This window comes from Kitasatospora sp. NPDC101108, assembly GCF_055584725.1.
Window position 1 is genome coordinate 544,977 of record NZ_JBVJLM010000002.1, and the last position, 18,775, is coordinate 563,751.

The 18,775-nt window shown below is 72.6% G+C and carries 17 protein-coding genes and 1 tRNA gene; 8 read left to right on the forward strand and 10 right to left on the reverse strand.

Annotated elements, in window-relative coordinates; translation table 11 throughout:
* Positions 1–23 precede the first annotated feature (23 nt).
* The 4 genes from ACZ6Z8_RS07300 to ACZ6Z8_RS07315 all read left to right on the forward strand — a co-directional run bounded on the left by ACZ6Z8_RS07300 (position 24) and on the right by ACZ6Z8_RS07315 (position 3,724).
* Positions 24–893 carry a bifunctional DNA primase/polymerase gene (locus ACZ6Z8_RS07300; protein ID WP_465607170.1) on the forward strand — a complete coding sequence of 290 codons (870 nt, stop codon included), beginning with the start codon at positions 24–26 and terminating at the stop codon, positions 891–893.
* A gap of 83 nt (positions 894–976) precedes the next feature.
* On the forward strand, positions 977–2,236 hold the full coding sequence (locus ACZ6Z8_RS07305) for a DUF3631 domain-containing protein (protein WP_465607172.1): 1,260 nt from the start codon (positions 977–979) through the stop codon (positions 2,234–2,236).
* A 154-nt stretch (positions 2,237–2,390) separates the two neighbouring features.
* Positions 2,391–2,582: a helix-turn-helix domain-containing protein gene (locus ACZ6Z8_RS07310; RefSeq protein ID WP_465607174.1), complete on the forward strand. Its 192-nt coding sequence runs from the start codon at positions 2,391–2,393 to the stop codon at positions 2,580–2,582.
* Positions 2,582–3,724, forward strand: a complete 1,143-nt coding sequence (locus ACZ6Z8_RS07315) for a tyrosine-type recombinase/integrase (RefSeq protein ID WP_465607176.1) — start codon at positions 2,582–2,584, stop codon at positions 3,722–3,724. The genes ACZ6Z8_RS07310 and ACZ6Z8_RS07315 overlap by 1 nt, the downstream gene beginning before the upstream one ends.
* A 68-nt stretch (positions 3,725–3,792) precedes the next feature.
* Here ACZ6Z8_RS07315 and ACZ6Z8_RS07320 read toward each other — a convergent pair.
* Positions 3,793–3,867 (reverse strand) — tRNA-Val (locus ACZ6Z8_RS07320).
* A gap of 154 nt (positions 3,868–4,021) precedes the next feature.
* Between ACZ6Z8_RS07320 and ACZ6Z8_RS07325 the strand changes: the two genes are divergently transcribed.
* Both ACZ6Z8_RS07325 and ACZ6Z8_RS07330 read left to right on the forward strand, forming a co-directional pair.
* The gene (locus ACZ6Z8_RS07325) at positions 4,022–5,389 is read left to right on the forward strand and encodes a hypothetical protein (protein ID WP_465607501.1); all 1,368 of its coding nucleotides are present in this window, start codon (positions 4,022–4,024) and stop codon (positions 5,387–5,389) included.
* Positions 5,390–5,411: 22 nt separating this feature from the next.
* A complete protein-coding gene (locus ACZ6Z8_RS07330; protein WP_402815981.1) occupies positions 5,412–5,627 on the forward strand; it encodes an FmdB family zinc ribbon protein in 216 nt (71 codons plus the stop codon).
* Positions 5,628–5,757: 130 nt separating this feature from the next.
* Here ACZ6Z8_RS07330 and ACZ6Z8_RS07335 read toward each other — a convergent pair whose 3' ends face one another.
* From ACZ6Z8_RS07335 to ACZ6Z8_RS07345, 3 genes are all read right to left on the reverse strand, one after another.
* The gene (locus ACZ6Z8_RS07335) at positions 5,758–6,576 is read right to left on the reverse strand and encodes an HAD family hydrolase (protein WP_465607178.1); all 819 of its coding nucleotides are present in this window, start codon (positions 6,574–6,576) and stop codon (positions 5,758–5,760) included.
* Complete coding sequence (locus ACZ6Z8_RS07340) at positions 6,576–9,140, reverse strand: phosphoribosyltransferase (protein ID WP_465607180.1); 2,565 nt, start codon at positions 9,138–9,140, stop codon at positions 6,576–6,578. Before ACZ6Z8_RS07340 ends, ACZ6Z8_RS07335 begins: the two co-directional genes overlap by 1 nt.
* A gap of 204 nt (positions 9,141–9,344) precedes the next feature.
* Positions 9,345–10,538 carry an HpcH/HpaI aldolase/citrate lyase family protein gene (locus ACZ6Z8_RS07345; RefSeq protein ID WP_465607181.1) on the reverse strand — a complete coding sequence of 398 codons (1,194 nt, stop codon included), beginning with the start codon at positions 10,536–10,538 and terminating at the stop codon, positions 9,345–9,347.
* A gap of 319 nt (positions 10,539–10,857) precedes the next feature.
* On the opposite strand from ACZ6Z8_RS07345, the gene ACZ6Z8_RS07350 reads away from it, so the two are divergent.
* A complete protein-coding gene (locus ACZ6Z8_RS07350) occupies positions 10,858–12,120 on the forward strand; it encodes a TerD family protein (RefSeq protein ID WP_465607183.1) in 1,263 nt (420 codons plus the stop codon).
* 86 nt (positions 12,121–12,206) lie between these two features.
* Here the strand turns inward: ACZ6Z8_RS07350 and ACZ6Z8_RS07355 are convergent, their stop codons facing one another.
* Complete coding sequence (locus ACZ6Z8_RS07355; protein WP_465607185.1) at positions 12,207–12,983, reverse strand: Tellurium resistance; 777 nt, start codon at positions 12,981–12,983, stop codon at positions 12,207–12,209.
* Positions 12,984–13,400: 417 nt separating this feature from the next.
* Here ACZ6Z8_RS07355 and ACZ6Z8_RS07360 point away from each other — a divergent pair, with 417 nt between their 5' ends.
* Positions 13,401–14,576, forward strand: coding sequence for a DUF2637 domain-containing protein (locus tag ACZ6Z8_RS07360; RefSeq protein ID WP_465607187.1), 1,176 nt, complete (start codon positions 13,401–13,403; stop codon positions 14,574–14,576).
* Positions 14,577–14,666: 90 nt separating this feature from the next.
* Here ACZ6Z8_RS07360 and ACZ6Z8_RS07365 read toward each other — a convergent pair whose 3' ends face one another.
* From ACZ6Z8_RS07365 to ACZ6Z8_RS07385, 5 genes are all read right to left on the reverse strand, one after another.
* The gene (locus tag ACZ6Z8_RS07365) at positions 14,667–15,761 is read right to left on the reverse strand and encodes a DUF475 domain-containing protein (protein ID WP_465607189.1); all 1,095 of its coding nucleotides are present in this window, start codon (positions 15,759–15,761) and stop codon (positions 14,667–14,669) included.
* 167 nt (positions 15,762–15,928) lie between these two features.
* A complete protein-coding gene (locus ACZ6Z8_RS07370) occupies positions 15,929–16,507 on the reverse strand; it encodes a TerD family protein (RefSeq protein ID WP_396236129.1) in 579 nt (192 codons plus the stop codon).
* Between the two features lie 207 nt (positions 16,508–16,714).
* Positions 16,715–17,290 (reverse strand): TerD family protein, encoded by a 576-nt coding sequence (locus tag ACZ6Z8_RS07375; RefSeq protein ID WP_402815989.1) that lies wholly within the window; start codon positions 17,288–17,290, stop codon positions 16,715–16,717.
* Positions 17,291–17,478: 188 nt separating this feature from the next.
* The gene (locus tag ACZ6Z8_RS07380) at positions 17,479–17,937 is read right to left on the reverse strand and encodes a peroxiredoxin (protein WP_465607190.1); all 459 of its coding nucleotides are present in this window, start codon (positions 17,935–17,937) and stop codon (positions 17,479–17,481) included.
* A gap of 271 nt (positions 17,938–18,208) precedes the next feature.
* Positions 18,209–18,646, reverse strand: a complete 438-nt coding sequence (locus ACZ6Z8_RS07385; protein ID WP_465607192.1) for a DUF3052 domain-containing protein — start codon at positions 18,644–18,646, stop codon at positions 18,209–18,211.
* Between the last annotated feature and the right edge of the window lie 129 nt (positions 18,647–18,775).

Genomic DNA, 18,775 nt, shown 5'->3' on the forward strand with positions numbered 1-18,775 from the left:
CCCGGCCCACCCCGGAGGGACGCATGAGCAGCACCCACCTCCAACTCGCCCTCGAACTATCCCGGATGGGCCTGCCGGTCCTGCCGCTGCGGGCCGGGAAGCGCCCTCTGGGCAACTGCCCGGCCTGCAAGGACAACGCCTGCGGCGGCCGGCCGAACATGAAGGATCCGGGCCCGTGCGCCTGCCCGGCGCCCTGCCACGCGTGGGCCGCCGCGACGACAGATCCCGCCGTCCTGGCCAGCCCGCCGTGGCTGCGGGCCTGGCGGGAGGCCGAAGCGGTGGCCTACCACCCCGGTGGCGCCGGGCTGACCGTGGTCGACCTCGACCACGCCGATGCCGTCGCCTGGGCCCGCACCGCCCTGCCCGCCACGCTGACCGTGCCCACCACCCGGGGCGAGCACTGGATCTACCGGGGCACCATGGCCTCCGCCAACAAGGTCCGCCCCAACGTGGACGTCAAGTCGACCATGCAGTACGCCCGTTGGCTCGGCTACGGCACCGGCACCATGGCCCCGCTGCCCGACGCCGTCCGCGCCCTGGTCGCCAAGGAAGAGGCCACCCCGCCGCGCGGGGCGCGGGTGGCCTCTTCACCCCCGGCACCGTGGACCCGCACCGTTGGCAGCGGCTGCCGCCACACCGACCGCTACATCCGCACCGGCCTGCACCGAGGCCTCGCCAAAATCGCGGACTGCCCCGAGAACGGCGCGGGGAGCCAGACGTTCGGCGTCGCCCGCTTCCTCGCCGCCCAGCACACCCGCTGCCCCGGCCCATGCGGCCTCGGCACCATCGCCCAACAGCTCATCGACGCCGCCGTCAACGTCGGCGTCCCCCACGACTACGCCACCCGCGCCGTCGACCGCGGCTTCACCGCCGCCGGCGCCCACCTGCCCTGACCCGTCCGGAGACGCCGAAGCGGCCGCCCACTCACCAAAGCCGGCGGCCGCTTCAACCAGCCCAACAGACTGGAGACCTAAGCATGACCGATCCCACCCCGGCCGTCACCACCACCGAGGACGGCACCGCCCTGCTCGACGAGGTCGAGCGGCACCACCGCCGCTTCAACATCTTCCCCAGCGAGCACGCCTACGTCGCCGTCACGCTGTGGGACGCCCACACCCACCTCATGGACTGCTTCGAGACCACCCCCCGCCTGGCGTTCCTCTCCCCGGAACCCGAGAGCGGCAAGACCCGTGCGCTGGAAATCGTCCAGACCCTCACGCCCAACCCGCTGGTCACCAACGACATCAGCGCCAGCGCCCTGTTCCGCTCCATCTCCGGCGGCGACGACGGCCTGCCCACGATCCTCTTCGACGAAGTCGACACGGTCTTCGGCCCCAAGGCGGCCGGGAACGAAGACCTGCGCGGCCTCATCAACTCCGGCTACCGCCGCACCGGCGGTGTCACCCGCAGCGTCCGCGAGGGCGACAACCACAAGGTGGTCAAGTTCCCCGTCTACGCCGCCCTCGCCCTCGCAGGCCTCGGCGACCTCCCCGACACGATCATGGGCCGCTCCGTCGTCATCCGCATGCGACGCCGGGCCCCCAACGAGACGGCCGAGTCGTTCCGCCAGCGGATCCACGAGCCCGAGGGGCACGTGCTGCGCGACCGGCTCGCCACCTGGGCCGAGTCCGTGCGCGAGAACGTCGACGGGGCCTGGCCCGAGATGCCCGAAGGCGTCTCGGACCGGCCCGCCGACGTCTGGGAACCCCTGCTCGCCGTCGCCGACGCCGCAGGCGGACACTGGCCCAAGCGAGCCCGCGCCGCCTGCGTCCACCTGGTCAAAGCCGCCAGGGCCGACGACAGCGGATCCCTCGGCATCCGACTGCTGACCGACCTGCGGACCATCTTCGACGGCGCCGAGCGCATGCTCAGCAACGCACTCGTCGAGCGGCTCAACGACCTCGACGACGCACCCTGGGCCGACCTCGACGGCCGCCCGTTCACCACCCGGACCCTGTCCCAGATGCTCGGCGGGTACGTCACCGCCGCCGGCAAGCCGATCCGCCCCCGCAACATCAAGACCGGCAAGACCGCGCTCAAGGGCTACTACGCCGAAGACCTCGCCGACGCGTGGCTGCGGTACTGCCCGGCCATCTCCGAAACGTCCGCTACCGCCGCTACCGCCGCTACCGCGCAGGTCAGGACCCTCTTTCCGGTAGCGGATGAGGTAGCGGTAGCGGCTACCTCCCCGGCCGCCGCCACCGAAACCCCGGCCGACCTCACCACGGTCGGCTGACCCGCCCCATCCGCTACCGCTACCGCATCCGCTACCACCACGCCCCATCTGACCAGGGCGGTAGCGGGGTAGCGGCGGTAGCGGCACCTCAGAGAACTAAGGGGTGGAGCCCACACGGGCTCCACCCCTTTCCCATGCCTCCGGGAGTCGCCCAATGGCTACCGCCATCCCCGAAGCCCTGACCGTGCCCGAGGTCATGGCCGCCCTCCGGATGAGCCGCAGCAAGGTCTACGACCTCATCCGCTCCAAGACGCTCGTCAGCTTCACCGAAGGCCGCTGCCGACGGATCGCCGTCGACAGCCTCTCGGACTACATCCGCACCAAGACCGAGGAGAACCGTCCCTGATGGCCCGAAAGAACCCGAACGGCGCCGGCAGCATCTGGCAGCGCAAGGACGGCCGTTACGAAGGGCGCGTGTACGTGCCGCAGCCCGACGGCACCCGCAAGCGCAAGACCGTCTACGGCGACACGTGGGAGGAGTGCGACGCCAAGCGCCAGGAGCTGGTGAAGCGCGCCCGGGACGGCGTCCCCACCCCGACGCGCTCGCAGAAGCTGTCCGAGTGGCTCCCCTACTGGCTGGAGGAGTTCATCCGACCGGAGCGCAAGAAGACGACATACGCCAAGTACGAGACCCACGTTCGGCGTTACTTGGTCCCGCACATCGGGACCAAGCGCCTGGAGTCGCTGAGCGTCCCCGACGTGCGCCGCCTCGTCGGCGCCGTGGCGCGAGAGGCATCCGCCGCCACGGCGAAGGAGTCGCACCGCGTGTTGCGCACGGCCCTCACGGCAGCCTGTCGCGAGGAACTGATCAGTCGAAACGTGGCCACCCTGGTCCCGGCCCCACGCGTGGAGGTACGCGAGATGAAGACGTGGACGCTGGACGAGACGATCACCTTCCTGGAGGCCGCGCGCCCGGACCCGCTGTACACCGCGTTCGTGCTGGCCATCACGCTGGGCCTGCGGCGCGGCGAGATCCTGGGCCTGCGTTGGAGCGACATCGACCTGGACGGCCGCAAGCTCACCGTTCGGACCCAGCTCCAGCGCGTGCAGAAAGAGCTGTACGCCGACAGCACGAAGAACCGCCGGACGCGGGCGATTCCGCTGCCGGCGATGTGCATCGCCCCCCTGCGCTGGCGGCGGTTCCAGCAGACGAAGCAGTGGGAGAACGCCGGCCAGGAATGGGAGGAGACCGGGTACGTGTTCACCACCCGGACCGGCCGTCCGATCGAGCCCCGGAACCTCAGCCGGTCCTTCGAGCGGATCGGCGCCGACGCCGGTCTGCCGCGCATCCGCCTCCACGACACCCGGCACGGCTGCGCGACCATCCTGTTCGCCGCCGGCGTCGCCCCGCGGGTGGTGATGGAGATCCTGGGACACTCCCAGATCGCCGTGACCATGAACGTCTACACGCACGTCTCGGAGGAGACCCGGCGCGAGGCCCTCGGACACATGGACCGCCTCCTCAAGAGGCGCCGCAAGACCGATTGACATCAGCGGTTGCCGTCAATCAGTGCAGTCAAAAGGCCCGCAGCATGATCGCTGCGGGCCTTTTGTGCTGGTGGGCGCGGACGGTTTCGAACCGCCGACATCTGCTTTGTAAGAGCAGCGCTCTACCACTGAGCTACGCGCCCCCGGTCGTGGCCCGGTGGGCGCACGACGAGAGCTTAGGGTACCTGGTCCGGAGGGGTGGTGTGGTGCGGGGCGGGCCCCGGGGTGCCGCGGGGTGGGGTGGATCGGCGAGAATGGGCGCGGATCAGCGGTCGGAGCAGGGAGCGCGCAGTGGCGGTGGCCGGCGGGAGCGGGCGGCGGGGGTGGCGCCGGGCGGGGAGTGCGCTGGGCGACGCGCTGGTGTTGCCGGTGGTGCTGGCGGGTGCGTTGGGGGCCGTGGGGCTGGCGTCGGCGGGCAGTGGCGGCTGGTGGGGTCGGCGCGGGGCCGGGGAGGGCGTGCGGGCGGAGGCCAGGGAGGCCCGGGCCGCGGCGCAGGAGGCGTTCTACGAGCTGGACGAGACGCAGCGCGAGGTGCGGCTCGCGGTGGAGACCGTCCGGGCCGTGGAGGAGGGCGCGGGGGCGCAGCGGGTGCTGGGCGAGCTGTCGGCGATCTCCGGCCGGGTCGAGCAGGTCACGGTGAACTACCTGGCCGCCCTCGACGCCCACGACCTGGACAACGAGGCCCTGGACGCCGGTTCCGTCGCCCAGGCGCGGCGCCTGATGGAGGACGTGAAGGGTCAGCTGCACTCCGCCCGCGCGGAGCTGAACGACTTCCTGCGCCGCCTCCAGCCCAGCGTCCAGCACGCCGAGCAGCAGCTGATGCGGGTCACCCCGGCCGTCGAGCAGGCCAAGCGCGCGCTGCTGCAGGCCACCAGCACGCTGGACGAGGTGCGCGGCGCCGGGTTGCGGGCCGACGACCTGGCGGCCCGGCTGGCCGAGCTGGCGCCCGAGTTGGGGCGGCTGAACGAGGGCGCGGCACGGCACGGCGTGGCCGCCACGTTGCAGCGGGCGGAGGACGTGAAGCGGCGGGCGGAGGCGATCAGCGCGGACGCCGCCCAGCTGCCCGAGCGGGCCCGCGAGCTGGACCGGCGGGTGTCCAGTCTGCGGACCAGGATCCAGGCGCTGGAGACCAAGGCGGCGACGGTCGACCCGGCACTGAGCGAGCTGCGCCGCCGGTTCAGCACCGCCTGCTGGCAGGACCTCCAGCCGGTGCCGGAGCAGGTCGCCGAGGCCGGTCGGGCCGCGGAGCGCAAGCTCGCCGAGGCCGCTCGGGCCCGGGACGAGCAGCGCTGGGCGGACGCCACGGCCGCGATCGGTACGGTCCGCGCGCTGCTGGACACCGCGGACGGTTCGGTGCAGGCGGTGAACGAGCGGCTACGGCAGCTGAACGAGGTGCAGCACGACCCGAACCGGGAGGTGGAGCGGGCCCGCTTCGCCGTACGCGACGCCCAGCGCCTGGCGATGGCGGGCCGCAGCGCGCCGGACCCGCGGCACGCCGCCCCGCTGGACGAGGCGGTGGCCCGCCTGGACCGGGCGGTGGCGACGCTCCAGGCGGCCGGCCGGCACCCCGACTACTGGTACTTCCTGACCGAGCTGGCGGCGGTGCGGGAGACGGCGTCGCGGGTGATCGGCCTGATCCGCGGGGATCTGGGCCAGCACCGCTGAACGCGGTCGGTACCCTGCCGGTATGCCACGCTACGACTTCCGCTGCCGCTCCTGCGGCGCCACCTTCGAGCTCAGCCGCCCGATGGCTCAGGCCAACGACCCCGCCGCTTGCCCGCAGGGCCACCAGGACACCGTGAAGCTGCTGTCCACCGTCGCCGTCACCGGCGCGGCGGCCGGCGGCGCGCCGCAGCAGGCCCCGAGCGGGGGCGGCTGCTGCGGTGGCGGGTGCTGCGGCTGACCGACCCGGTGGCGGGTGCTGCGGCTGACCGACCCGGCGGCGGGTACTGCGGCCAGGACCTGCCCGGCACGCCCCGGCCGACCGCCGCCCGCCACCGCCGCCTCAGCCACCGCCGCCCGCCACCACCGCCTCAGCCACCGCCGGCAGGAACCGCCGACAGGAACCGACGGACGATCTCCTCCCCCGCCGCCACCCCCACCTCCGCGAGGGCGGTGACGCCGGGGGCCGTCCACCTCTGGTCGGCCAGTTCGCCGTGCCCGGGCCGCCACCCGGCGTCGGCGGCGAGCAGCAGCTCGGCGTCCAGCAGCGAGTCCCCCGCCGCCAGCACGGTGCCCGCGCCGCTGCGGCGGACGACCTCGGCCAACGCCGCGCTCTTGCACAGCGGCTGCGGCACGGCGTACACCTTGCGGCCCTGCAGCGAGACCCGCCAGCCGCGTTCGGCGCACCAGCCGGTCAGCTCGGCCAGCCATCCCTCGGGCAGCCGGTCACGCTCGACGACCAGGTAGACGAACAGCTCGTCGGCGACCCGCCGTTTGCGGGTCCACTCCGGGTCGGCGCGGAGCGCGAGCTGCCGGACCACCTCCTCCGTCGGCGCCGAGCCGGCCGCGATCCGGCCGGTGATCTCGCGGCGCCATTCCCGGTCCGGCTCGCCGTCCACCAGCAGCTGCCCGCCGTTCGCGCAGATCGCGTAAGCCGGGCGCGGGCCGGGCAGGTTGACCCGCCGGTACTGCTCGACGGTCCTGGTGGTGGCGGGCACGAAGTCGGCCGTGCGGCCCAGTTCAGCCAGCAGCGCGGCCGCCCGCTCGGTCAGGTAGGACAGCGGCCGCCCGTCCAGCACCTCGACGCAGAGCAGCCGCGGCGCCTCCCGGTCGGGGCCGTCCAGCGCCAGCGCCCGCTCGGAGTAGATCAGCGTACGGTCGAGATCGCTGGCCACCAGCGCACCGCTCATCAGGACTCCCTCCCCCGCACGGCCAGCCCGCTGGCCCCCGTCGCGCCCCGACTGTAGCGGGGGTGGATGAGGCCCACACAGCTGTACGGCAGCCCGTCCACCTCCTCGACCGGGACGTTGCGCTGCGCGGCGAGAAGGCGCACGTGGTCGAGGTCGGCGCCGGCGCCGCGCCGGGCCAGCACCCGCCAGGGGACGCGGCGCAGCAGCACCCGGGTGGTCTCGCCGACCCCGGGCTTCACCAGGTTGACGTCTTCGATTCCGTACTCGGCGCTGATCCGCTCGACGGCGGCCCAGCCGGCCCAGTCGGGGGTGCGGTCCGGGTCGGCGGCCAGCCGCTCGGCGCTCTCGACCGCCTCCGCGCGCACCTCGCCGAAGCAGGCGGCCACCGTGGCCAGGAAGGCCTCCGACACGTCGCCGCCGGCCAGTTCGGCGTAATGCTTGGCACCGTGGAAGTCGTCCGGCCCGATCAGCCCGGTGCGCAGCACGGTGCGCGAAACCAGCCCGGACACCGTGGAGTTGAGGCAGGCGGAGGGGATCAGGAAGTCGTCCCGGGTGCCGTACGTGCGCACGCAGCGGCCGGGGTCGGCGAGCACCGCGAGGTCCGGGTCGAAGCCGGTGCCGGCCAGCGCGTCGGCGAGTTCGCGGGTGATCGCGCCCTTGCCGGTCCAGCCGTCGACGAACACCACGTCCGCCGCCCGGTGGTGGGCCGCCAGGTAGCGCAGGGCGACCCGGTCGACGCCCCGGCCGCGGACGATCGACACCGCGTAGTGCGGTACGTCCAGGCCGTGAGCGAAGGCCAGCCAGCGGCGGACCAGGATGCCGACGGGCGTCCCGGCCCGGGCCAGCGAGGCCAGCACCAGTCCGGGCCCGCGCTCGCGCAGCAGCGTCTCGGCGACGGTGCCGACGGCGAGCGCGATCCGGCGGGCGGAGCCGCGCAGCGCCTGGTGGAACAGCTCCTGGTACTCGGGACTGGGCCGGTACTCGACCGGCAGCGACTCGGCGTAGTGCGCGCCGCCGTTCTGGACGGCCTCCTCGCGCTCCTCGGTGGGGGCCTCCAGCCGGACGCCGGAGAGGTCCTTGAGCAGCCAGGCCACCTCCTCCGGGCGGTACGAGGAGAACGCCGGACCGTACAACGGCTCGGGCAGCGGAGCGGGCACCGGAGTGGGCGGGGCCGACGACGGAGCCGGCGACTGGGCCGGCGACGGGGTCGGCGACGGGGCCGGCCGGTGCGAGGGCAGCACCGCGAGGACCACCCGGTCGGTGACCTGCCGCAGCTGGCGCAGCAGCGCGTACTCCCCCTGGTGCAGGGCCGGGGTGTCGGCCACGTCGTCCACCACCAGCACCACGGCGTCGAAGCGGCGGGCCCCGTTGACGCCGGGGGCGACGTTGTAGACGTAGCGCTCGCGCGAGCCGCCGTCCTGCGGGTCGTCGTGGGCGGGGAAGACCAACCGGGTACGGATGGCGTAGCCGGGGTCGTCCACGGCGAGGACGGGCGAGCGGGTGGTGGTGGAGTACCGGACGCGGTCGCCGCCGAGCCGCTGGGCGAGCGCCTCGGCGAGCCGCAGCGGCGCGTACATCAGCTCCTCGAAGCCGAGCACCAGCACCCGCTCCGGCACACCGGACGAAGGCTCCGCGCCGCCCGCAACCGAGGCCCCCGCCAAGGCGGACGCCAACTGCCCGGCCAGCGAGGGCAGTACGGCATCCAGCCGCTCGCGGTCACGGGGGGTGAAGCCGTGCCGGCCGCCGTCCGGCAGCCCGGCGGGCCAGTCCAGCTCGACCCGGACCAGCGGGGCCGGGTCGACGGCCGGGGGCGCGGCAGCCGGGGGCACGGCGGCGATCAGCCGCTCGGCCCGCGCCACGATGTCCTCGGGCAGGTCGACGCCACCGGTCGCGGTGGCCACCACGTCCAGCCGGGCGCCGAGTTCGGCGGCGGCCGCGGCGAGCCGGTGCCGGTCCCCGTCCGGGCGCAGGTCGACCAGGGCGACCACCACGTAGTGGTCGCGCGGGTGGCGGCCGTGCAGTTCGCGAATGGTGTTGAGGACCGTCCGGCCGGTCGACAGCTCGTCGTCCACCAGAACCAACGGGCCTTCGCCGCCGAGCAGTTCGGGATCGGTGGGGAGCAGCAGGTGCTCGGTGGCGTGCGAGTGCTCCTCCTCGAAGCCGCCGAACGGGGGGATCCCGGGGACGGGGCGGCGGGTGGAGTGCAGGTAGGGCGCGTCGAGGCCGTCGGCGACGCTGTGGCCCAGACCGGTGGCCGTCTCCGCGTAGCCGAGTACGACGGCCCGCCCGGCCGCCTCCTCGCCGAGCAGCACGCGGACCCGGCGGCCGAGTTCGAGCCCGGCGCCGTGCACCACGGCGGGCCGCTGCGGGACGTGCTTGCCGAGCACGCTGGAGACCAGCAGGTGGGCGCGCTTGGGGTTGCCGGAGCGCAGGGCCAGGCCGACGAGTTCGGGCAGCCGCTCCGATCCGGTCAGCGCCACCCCGGCCCGCTCGGCGACCCAGCGTCCGGTCCACTCGCCGCGCCGCACGTCGCGCCGCACGCCCTGCTGTTCTGCTGCCGTCACTTCCGGTCCCGCCTTCGATGGTGCTCGTTCACTGGTACTCGTTCGCTGCCGTTCCTTCGCAGCCACTCGTTCACCGCCGTTCGTCCGCGGCTGCTCGTCCGCTGGTGCTGACGCGACGCCGCCGACCGGCTCACGCCCGACGGCCGGCTCACGCCCGACGGCCGGCTCAGGCCCGCTGACCGGCTCACGCCCAACGGCCGGCTGTCAGCCGCACAGGCAGGCCGACAGCAGCTCCGCGAAGCTCACGTCCTCGCGGGCCACCCCGAAAACCTCCGCCCGCAGCAGCACCCGCTCCGCCCAGGCGCGGTGCGGCCGGGCCTCGTTCATCTTGTTCGTGTACGCCGAGCGCAGTACCCCGCCGCCGCCCTGCTCCTGCTGGAGGATGTCGCGGGCGTCGCAGTACTCCTCGTGCGTGACCACCGAGAGCGCGTGCACCGCGGGGACGTGGCTGGGATGGATGCAGGTCTTGCCCAACAGGCCGTTGGTGCGGTCGAGTTCGACCTCACGGATGAGCCCGTCCAGGTCGTGCTCGATGATCCGACGGCGAACCTCCTCCCCGGAGGCCCGGGCCGTCCCCGCACTCTCCGCGAACGGGGTGCGGCGCAGTTGCGGCTTGAACATCCGCTCCTGCACCGGGAAGTACTCCCAGACCGGTCCGGTCACGGTGTACCCGGTGCCGTCCGCCCGCCCGAGCACGTTGACCACGTCCCCGATCGCCGCCGCGACCAGCGCCACGTCGTACGCGGTGAGGTCGGGCGAGCGCCGCAGCCCGTAGGCGGAGCACAGGTCGGTGACGCCGAGCCGGACGGCGAGCACCCGGTCGCGGTGGGCGGCGAGCAGTTCGGCGATGCCGAAGAGCTGCTCGCGCCTGGTCTCCAGGTGGGCGAGTTCGGGCGATTCCAGGACGGGCATGGCGAACAGCCGCCGCCCGGTGGCGGCCTCGGCGGCGGCGAGGGCGGTCAGGTAGGCGCCGCCGTCCTCGGCCGTGAACTTGGGCAGCACGAAGCCGCTCAGCAGCCCGACGGCCGGGCCGAGCCGTTCGGCCAGGTCGAGGATCTGCTCGGCGGTGCGAACCCTGATGAAGAGAAGTGGATGATCCTGTGTACAGTCGGTGAAATCATTGACCAGGTCGGTGATCTGCTCGACCAGGTTCCGCTCGCCCGCGTCCACCTCGTGGTCGGCGATCGCGTCCTCCAGGCAGAGCACCATCGAAACCACGCCCCGAGCAGCCTGTTTGCGGATGTCGGCGGCCAGCGCGGGCCTGGTGGCGGGGCTGTAGAGGGTGCCGCCGAGGGCGGTGGCGAGCACCGCGGGCTCGCTCTGCGCGGTGAAGGTCCGCGGCTGCTCCAGGAACAGCCGGGCGCGGACGTCGTCAGCGAGGTGGCCGAAATGGCGCAAGGTGCTCTCCTCGGGGGTGGACGGCCTCCGGCCCGCGGTTTCACCTGGACGCACTGCCGGCGGACTCCCTCCCGCCGACCCCACGGGGGCCTGTTCGAACGCCCATCGTACGGACGGATTCCGGCCGTTCCCGGCGCCGGGGCACTGAACTCCCGGAACATCCGGCGCCCTCGACGTCCGCGGGGAGGATCATCCGACGATCGCGGCGCCGCCACCCGGCAAACCTCGGCCAAACGCAAGTCTTGGCAAAGTCCGGCCCCGTGCGGGCACTCCCGGTCACGTTGTCCGAAGCGGTGGCGAACAGGCAGGATGGTCCGCTATGACGCACGTGATGGCCAAGGGCGCCAACATCGCACTGCCGGCGGCGGCGGTCCGCGCCGTGCTGCGCTGGAGCGCCACGCCCGGTGCGCCGGACGTGGACGCGTCCGCGCTGCTGCTCGGCGCCAACGGCAAGGTCCGTTCGGACGCCGACTTCGTCTTCTACAACCAGCCGCGGCACCCCTCCGGGCTGGTGCGCCACCTGCCCAAGCAGCACACCTCCGGCGGCGCCGAGATCATCGACACGGTCGAGGTCGAACTCGCCAAGCTGCCCGTCGAGGTGGACCGGGTGGTGCTGGCCGGCTCCTCCGAGGGCGGGCCGTTCCGCGCCGTCCCCGGACTGCGGCTGCTGCTGTTCGACGCCGCGACCGGTGAGGGCGCGGTGCCGCTCGCCGAGTTCGCGATCGAGGACGCCGAGAGCGTCACCGCCCTCGTCGCGGCCGAGCTCTACCGGCGCAACGGCAGCTGGAAGCTCCGGGCGATCGGCCAGGGCTACACCTCCGGCCTGATCGGTCTGGCCACCGACTTCGGCATCACCGTCGACGACGCGGCGGAGGAGGCCACGGCGGCGCCCACCCCGGCGCCCGCGTCCACCGCCAACCCGACCGGTGCCGTCGACCCGCGCGCCACCCCACACCCCGACCCCCGCTCCGAGGCCCGGCCCGAGGCTCGGCCCGAGCCCGGCACCTTCACCCTGAGCCCGGCCGTCCCCCACCCCCAGCCCCCGGCGCAGCCCACCAGCGCCCCGGCCCCGACCAACGCCCACGCCGCTGCCGCGAACGGCCCGGCGACCCCGCCGCCCGCCGCACCGCCGACCCCTCCGCCGCCGCCCACGGCCCCGCCGGCCATGACGCCTCCGCCGGTGGCCCCGCCCACCGTGCCCCCGAACGTGCCCCCGGCCCCGCCCGCACCACCGACGACCCACCCGGGCGCCCAGCCCGGTGGCTACGGCTACCCCCAGCAGCAGCCCGGTACGGGGTACGGCTACCCGCAGCAGCCGCCGCCCGCGGCCGGTTACGGCTACCCCCAGCCCAACCAGCCGTACCCGCCCCAGCCCCAGCCGGGCACCGGCTACGGCTACCCCCAGCCGAACCCGCCCATCCCCTCGCAGCAGCACCCCGGCAGCTACGGCTACCCGCACCAGCAGCAGCCCGGCACCGGCCAGCAGCCGCCCGTCCCGCCGCAGCCCCCGGCACCGGCCCAGGCCCCGGCCGGCGAGGAGTTCGCCCTGCCCCCGCAGGGCCCGCAGTTCCAACCCCACTGAGCCGCCCCGGCCGCGCACCCGCCCGCCGGACCCGCCCGCCGGAGCACCGCGGGGCCGCCGCAGCACCACCGCGGCCCCGCCGGAGCTCAGTCCCCGCGCGTCGGCTGCTGCCCCTTGTACCCGCGCTGCCACTGCATCCCGAAGCCGTACAACCGGTCGATGTCCGCCTGGAACCCGTTGACGTAGCGCACCTCCCGGCGCACCATCAGCTGGTTGTCCCCGGCGTTCTCGATCAGCACCACCGCACAGGAGCGCGCCGCCCGGGCCCGCTCGTCCAGCTTGATCTCGATCCGCGGCCCGCTCTGCGGGACGATCGTTATCACCGCGTGGGTCTGTTCGAAGGCCGGGGTGCCGTCGTAGATGTAGACGAAGATCAGCAGCCGCTTGAACTTCTCCTTCTTCTCCAGGTTGACGTACATCGTCTCGCCGGACGGCGCCCCGTACTGGTCGTCACCGCTGAGCTTGATGTACGGCGGTTCCCGCAGGTCGCCGAAGAGTTCGCCGAGCGGCTGCACCACGCCCCGGGTGCCGTCGGAGAGTTCGTACATGCAGGCCAGGTCGAGGTCGACGTTCAGCGGCTCGTTGCCGCCAGGTGAGTCCGGCTCCAGCGGGCTCAGGATGCGCGGGCTGAAGAAGCGTTTGACGGTCTCCCGGGTGCTCGGCCGGGTCGCGCCCGAGCGCATGGTCCAGTGCAGGTTGACGTAGAGGTAGCCGGTGGTGGCGGCCGAGCCGGTGAGCGCGTGCTGCGGCGCCGACTTGGTGAGCGTGACCTTGTGCTGGGCGCCCGGATTGTCGAAGGTGTAGCTCCTGTCCCCGCGCAGGTACTCCCAGATCGAGACCATCCAGTCCTCTCCCCCTGCCATCGTCAGACGATCTGACGCACCGACGCTCCGGCCGCTCCGGCCGGCCGATCCGCTCGGCGGTCCACCCGGCGCTCCGCTCGGTGACCCGCTCGGCGCTCCGCCGGTCCATGATCGGGCATCGACCCGGCCGACGGATACCGAACTCCCCCTTTCCCTACCCCGTCCGGCCGTTCACGCCCATCCGTGACGCGAACCGGTGGGTCGATTGGCCCGGGGAAGCCGCCCTCCCGTAACATGCCGCCCCTTCGGACGCGATATCGTCTAGCCGCACAGGTGTCCCGTCCGCCCCTGCGCGGGCGCGGTGGGCACACCGTGCGGCGACGAACGAACCGTCAGGCACTGCCCGCACGGCGGGCCTTGATCGCCTGTGTCGCACCGTGAACCTGTCCCCTGCGGAAACCCGAGGCCCGACCCGCAATGAACCTGACCTCCATACAGCTGGTCTGGACCGTCATCGGCGGCGCAGCCCTGCTGTTCGTCGCCGTCCTGTTGGCGACGCTGCGATTCAAGAGCTCGAAGAAGGACGAGTCCACCGACTCCTGGGAGCGCAGCGAGGACCGTCGCCGCCGCAAGGAGATGATCTACGGCATCTCCTCGTACACCCTGTTGTTCTGCTGCGCCGGCGTCGCGGCCGCGCTGTCGTTCCACGGCCTGGTGGGCTTCGGCATCGAGAACCTCGGCCTGTCCAACGGCTGGGAGTACCTCGTCCCGTTCGGCCTGGACGGCGCCGCGATGTTCTGCTCGGTGCTCGCCGTCCGCGAGGCCAGCCACGGCGACGCCGCGCTCGGTTCCCGCCTGCTGGTCTGGGTGTTCGCGATCGCCTCGGCCTGGTTCAACTGGGTGCACGCCCCGCGCGGCCTGGGCCACGCCGGCGCCCCCCAGTTCTTCTCCGGCATGTCGATCTCGGCCGCGATCCTGTTCGACCGGGCGCTGAAGCAGACCCGCAAGGCCGCGCTGCGCGAGCAGGGCCTGGTGCCGCGTCCGCTGCCGCAGATCCGCATCGTCCGCTGGCTGCGCGCCCCGCGCGAGACCTACGCGGCCTGGTCGCTGATGCTGCTGGAGAACGTCCGCAGCCTGGACGAGGCGGTGGAGGAGGTGCGCGAGGAGCGCCAGGCGAAGCTGGACGCCAAGGTGCGCGCCCGTTCCGCCGACCGCCGCGAGCGGGCCGAGCTGAAGGCCATCTCCCGCCAGGGCGGCATGCTCGCCCGGGCCCGCGGCGGGCGTCAGGTGCCCGCGCTCACGGCGGCCGGAGACGGCCCGAGCGCTACGGAGCCTGCCCTAGCCGCCGGGAGCGACCACGCCACCCCGACCGCGCAGGACCCGTTCGCCCCGATGACCACGCGCAGCTCGTCCGCCTCGGCGAGCCCGCTGGAGCCGACCGCCCTGGACGCCGGCCGGCCCCGCGCCGCCGTCGGTTCGTCCTACTCCTTCTCCTCCTCGACGAGCAGCAGCGCCCTGACCGGCAGCTCGTCCTCGTCCTCGTCCTCCCTCCGCTCGACGATCGACCTGACGGCCGACGACGACACCCTGTCGATGCCGAAGCTGGACTCGCTGGAGCGCAAGCTGCGCGCGATCGAGCAGCAGCTGGGCTGACCCGGCACCGCGGGAACGAAGCGCGACGGCCGCCACCGGGATTCCCGGGGGCGGCCGTCGCGCTGTGCCGAAACCGAAACCTTTCGCGAACTACTGCCCGCTGCCGACCAGTTCCTTCTCCTCCGTCGCGGCCTCGCGCCGGTTGCGCACCATCGAGGAGGCCAGGGCCAGCCCGATGAAGGCGACGCCGATCAGCCCGGTGACGATCTCCGGGATGTGGTACTTGATCCCGACCAGCAGGATCACCGCGAGCGCGCCGATCGCGTAGTGGGCGCCGTGCTCCAGGTAGACGTAGTCGTCCAGGGTGCCCTTGCGGACCAGGAAGACGGTCAGCGAGCGGATGTACATCGCGCCGATGCCGAGGCCCAGGGTGATCTGGAAGATGTCGCTGGAGATCGCGAAGGCGCCGACGACGCCGTCGAAGGAGAACGAGGCGTCCAGCACTTCCAGGTAGAGGAACAGGAAGAAGGCGGCCTTGCCGGCCACCTGGACGACCGACTTGCCGGACTTCTCCGCCTCCTCCTCGCGCTCGGCCTCCTCCTCCAGACCCGATTCGAAGATCGAGGAGAGGCCGCCGACCACGAGGTAGGTGATCAGGCCGAGCACACCGGCCAGCAGAACGGTTTCAGCGTGCTCCGCCGCGAAGAAGCGCGAGGCGAGCACCAGCGCGATCAGGGCGACGACGATGGAGAGGGCGTCCAGCTTGCCGACCTTCTCCAGCGGGCGCTCCAGCCAGCCCAGCCAGTTGTGCTCCTTCTCCTCGAACACGAAGTCCAGGAAGATCATGAGCAGGAAGACGCCACCGAAGGCCGCGATGGCCGGGTTGGCCGCCTCCAGGTACTGACCGTAGGTCAGGCCGTTGTGGGTCTTGTCCGAGTGCAGGGCGAGGTCGATGACCGTCGCCGGGTTGAGCTTCGCGGTGAGGCCCACGACCAGCAGCGGGAAGACCAGCCGCATCCCGAAGACGGCGATCAGCACACCGACCGTCAGGAAGATCTTCTGCCAGTACGGGTTCATCCGCTTCAACACCGTGGCGTTGACCACCGCGTTGTCGAAGGACAGGGAGATCTCCAGGATGGAGAGGATCAGCACGATGCCGAAGCCTTGGGCTCCCCAGAGCAGTCCGGCCGCGATCAGGCCTACTGCGGTGATCGCGAATGACCAGCCGAATGTGCGGAGGAACACGGGAGTTGGCTACCTTTCGGGTTCTGGCCGTGCCGGGGGCGGCCCGGTCCCGAGGCGCCCGACCGGGCCGGGCCCGGTCAGGTCACCCCCGCACTGCCCTCAGTTCTCATGATCGTGATCGTTGATCGTTGACCGTTGATCGGGTGCGATAAGTCCGATTTACGCCCTCACTGTACGTTGACGCCGAAGTCGAGAGCGATTCCGCGCAGGCCGGAGGCGTAGCCCTGGCCCACCGCGCGGAACTTCCACTCGCCCGCGTACCGGTACAGCTCGCCGAAGATCATCGCGGTCTCGCTGGACGCGTCCTCGGACAGGTCGTAGCGCGCGATCTCCTGGCCGTCGACGGAGTTGACGACCCGGATGTAGGCGTTGCGGACCTGACCGAAGTTCTGCAGCCGGGCCTCGGCCTCGTAGATCGAGACCGCGAAGACCACCTTGTCCGCCTGGGCCGGGACCAGCTCCAGGTTGACCAGGACCAGCTCGTCGTCACCCGTGTCGTCGCCGCCCACGAGATTGTCGCCCTGGTGCTCCACCGAGCCCTCGGGGCTCTTGAGGTTGTTGTAGAAGACGAAGTACTCGTCGCCGAGCACCCGCCCGCCACCACAGATCAGGGCACTCGCGTCGAGGTCGAACGGTGCGCCCGTGGTCGAACGGGCGGACCAGCCGAGACCGATCTGGACCTGCGTCAGGTTCGGCGCGGCCTTGGTGAGCGAGACGTTCCCGCCCTTGGCGAGCGTGACCACCATGCTGTTCTTCCTCCCTTGCTTCTCCCGGGGCGCCTTACAGGTGTAGTCCCCCGCGGCCCCGGCCGGCCCGCTTCGGCCGGCTGAACTTCCTGAACTCACATCCTCGCAGCGCGGCGGACCCCGACGAAGCCGGGGCGGCCCCGGACCGCGAGAGGTCCGGGGCCGCCCCGGGGAATCCGGCGCAGAACCCTTGCGCCGCAGGAGGAATCAGACGTTGACGCCGAAGTCCTGGGCGATGCCGCGCAGGCCGGAGGCGTAACCCTGGCCGATGGCGCGGAACTTCCACTCGGCGCCGTTGCGGTACAGCTCGCCGAAGACCATCGCGGTCTCGGTGGAGGCGTCCTCGGACAGGTCGTAGCGCGCGAGCTCCGCGTTGTTCTCCTGGTTCACCACCCGGATGAACGCGTTGCGCACCTGGCCGAAGTTCTGGCCCCGGTTCTCGGCGTCGTAGATCGACACCGGGAAGACGATCTTCTGCACGTCCGCCGGGACGCCGGCCAGGTTGACCTTGATCGCCTCGTCGTCGCCCTCGCCCTCACCCGTCCGGTTGTCACCGGTGTGCTCCACGGAGCCGTCCGGGCTCTTCAGGTTGTTGAAGAAGACGAAGTTGCCGTCCGAACCGACCTTGCCCTGCTCGTTGCAGAGCAGCGCGCTGGCATCCAGGTCGAAGTCCGTCCCGGTGGTGGTCCGGACGTCCCAGCCCAGGCCGACCACGACGGCCTGGAGCCCGGGGGCCTCCTTGGTGAGCGAGACGTTTCCGCCCTTGCTGAGGCTGACTCCCACGTGTCCTCCAAGAATCGGGAGGCACCGGCCGGTGCCCCCGGTGGTGCGGTTCGGGGGCGCCGACCGCCGAAAACGGACGTACGCCCCACTCCGCCAACGGCCCGAGCGTAGTACCGGGTTCCCGCACGTACGCCCGAACGGGCGACGCGGACGCGTCGCGCCGGCCCCGCGGGGCGGTCCCGCGCGCCTCAGAGGCCGGCCAGGACCTTCAGGTACTCCTGCTCGTCCCGGGCCTCCGGGAGCCCGTTCACGACGCTCCAGCGCACCGTGCCGGCCTTGTCGATCACGAAGGTGCCGCGCAGCGGGCAGCCCTTCTCCTCGTCCAGGACGCCGTACGCCCGGGCGACCGCGCCGTGCGGCCAGAAGTCGGCCAGCAGCGGGAACTCCAGGCCCTCCCGGTCGGCGAACACCCGCTGGCCGAACTGCGAGTCGCAGGAGACGCCGAGCACCTGGACGTCGTCGTTCTGCAGCCCGGCCAGCTCGCGCTGGATCGCGCCCAGCTCACCGGTGCACACGCCGGTGAAGGCGAAGGGGTAGAAGACCAGGACGACGTGCTTGCGGCCGCGGAAGTCGGCCAGCCGGACCGTCTCGCCGTGCTGGGTGCGGAGTTCGAAGTCCGGAGCCGGGGTGCCGACCTCGATGGCCATGAGCGGGACCTTTCTGACGCGACCGGGCCGCGCGGCGGGCACGGCCGCCGCCATCCTCGCATCCGTTCACCCGCGTTGGGCCGAACGGATGACCCGCTCCGCCGGGCGGGCCGTTCCTTCCGCCCTGAGCGAACGCACGAGCGGGCCCGGGAGGTACCGGATCCGTGCCGCACCGCCCCGGAGAGGTGCGCCGCGGAACGCCCCGGGAAATGCGCCGGGCCCCGCCGGAGGAGATCTCCGGCGGGGCCCGGCGCGGGGCTCGGGGACCCGCTCAGCGCTTGGGCTGCTTCGTCGCCGACTTGGTCGCCAAGCGGGTCGCCGCCCAGTCCTTGGCGATCGCGATCGAGCTGGTCTGCGAGAGGCCCGCGGTCTTCGCCGCGTCCGCGATGTCGGAGGCCTCGATGTGGCCGTCCCGCCCGGTCTTGGGCGTCAGCAGCCAGATCAGACCGCCCTCGGCCAGGTACTCCAGGGCGTCGACGAGGGCGTCGGTGAGGTCCCCGTCGTCGTCGCGGTGCCACAGCAGGACGGCGTCAGCGACGTCGTCGTAGTCCTCGTCGACGAGATCCGTCCCGGTGATCTCCTCGATGCCCTCGCGGAGATCCTGGTCAGTGTCGTCGTCGTACCCCAGCTCCTGGACGATCTGGCCCTCTTCGAAGCCGAGACGGGTCGCCGGGTTGGACTTGTCCGCGGGGTCCGCGGTCGCGCTCACGGGAATAACCTCCAGTATTCGGCTCGGCGTCCATGCCGAGGCTGTGGCCGTAGTCCACACGGGCGCGGCGGTTCGCGCAAGTACCCGACCGCCGATCCCCTCCAAAGGTTGACGTGTCAGCGCGGGACA

Coding starts and splice junctions, on each gene's coding strand:
- ACZ6Z8_RS07300 (WP_465607170.1), top strand. CDS start 24: ATGAGCAGCACCCACCTCCAACTCGCCCTCGAACTATCCCGGATGGGC.
- ACZ6Z8_RS07305 (WP_465607172.1), top strand. CDS start 977: ATGACCGATCCCACCCCGGCCGTCACCACCACCGAGGACGGCACCGCC.
- ACZ6Z8_RS07310 (WP_465607174.1), top strand. CDS start 2,391: ATGGCTACCGCCATCCCCGAAGCCCTGACCGTGCCCGAGGTCATGGCC.
- ACZ6Z8_RS07315 (WP_465607176.1), top strand. CDS start 2,582: ATGGCCCGAAAGAACCCGAACGGCGCCGGCAGCATCTGGCAGCGCAAG.
- ACZ6Z8_RS07330 (WP_402815981.1), top strand. CDS start 5,412: ATGCCACGCTACGACTTCCGCTGCCGCTCCTGCGGCGCCACCTTCGAG.
- ACZ6Z8_RS07335 (WP_465607178.1), bottom strand. CDS start 6,576: ATGAGCGGTGCGCTGGTGGCCAGCGATCTCGACCGTACGCTGATCTAC.
- ACZ6Z8_RS07350 (WP_465607183.1), top strand. CDS start 10,858: ATGACGCACGTGATGGCCAAGGGCGCCAACATCGCACTGCCGGCGGCG.
- ACZ6Z8_RS07355 (WP_465607185.1), bottom strand. CDS start 12,983: ATGGCAGGGGGAGAGGACTGGATGGTCTCGATCTGGGAGTACCTGCGC.
- ACZ6Z8_RS07360 (WP_465607187.1), top strand. CDS start 13,401: ATGAACCTGACCTCCATACAGCTGGTCTGGACCGTCATCGGCGGCGCA.
- ACZ6Z8_RS07370 (WP_396236129.1), bottom strand. CDS start 16,507: ATGGTGGTCACGCTCGCCAAGGGCGGGAACGTCTCGCTCACCAAGGCC.
- ACZ6Z8_RS07380 (WP_465607190.1), bottom strand. CDS start 17,937: ATGGCCATCGAGGTCGGCACCCCGGCTCCGGACTTCGAACTCCGCACC.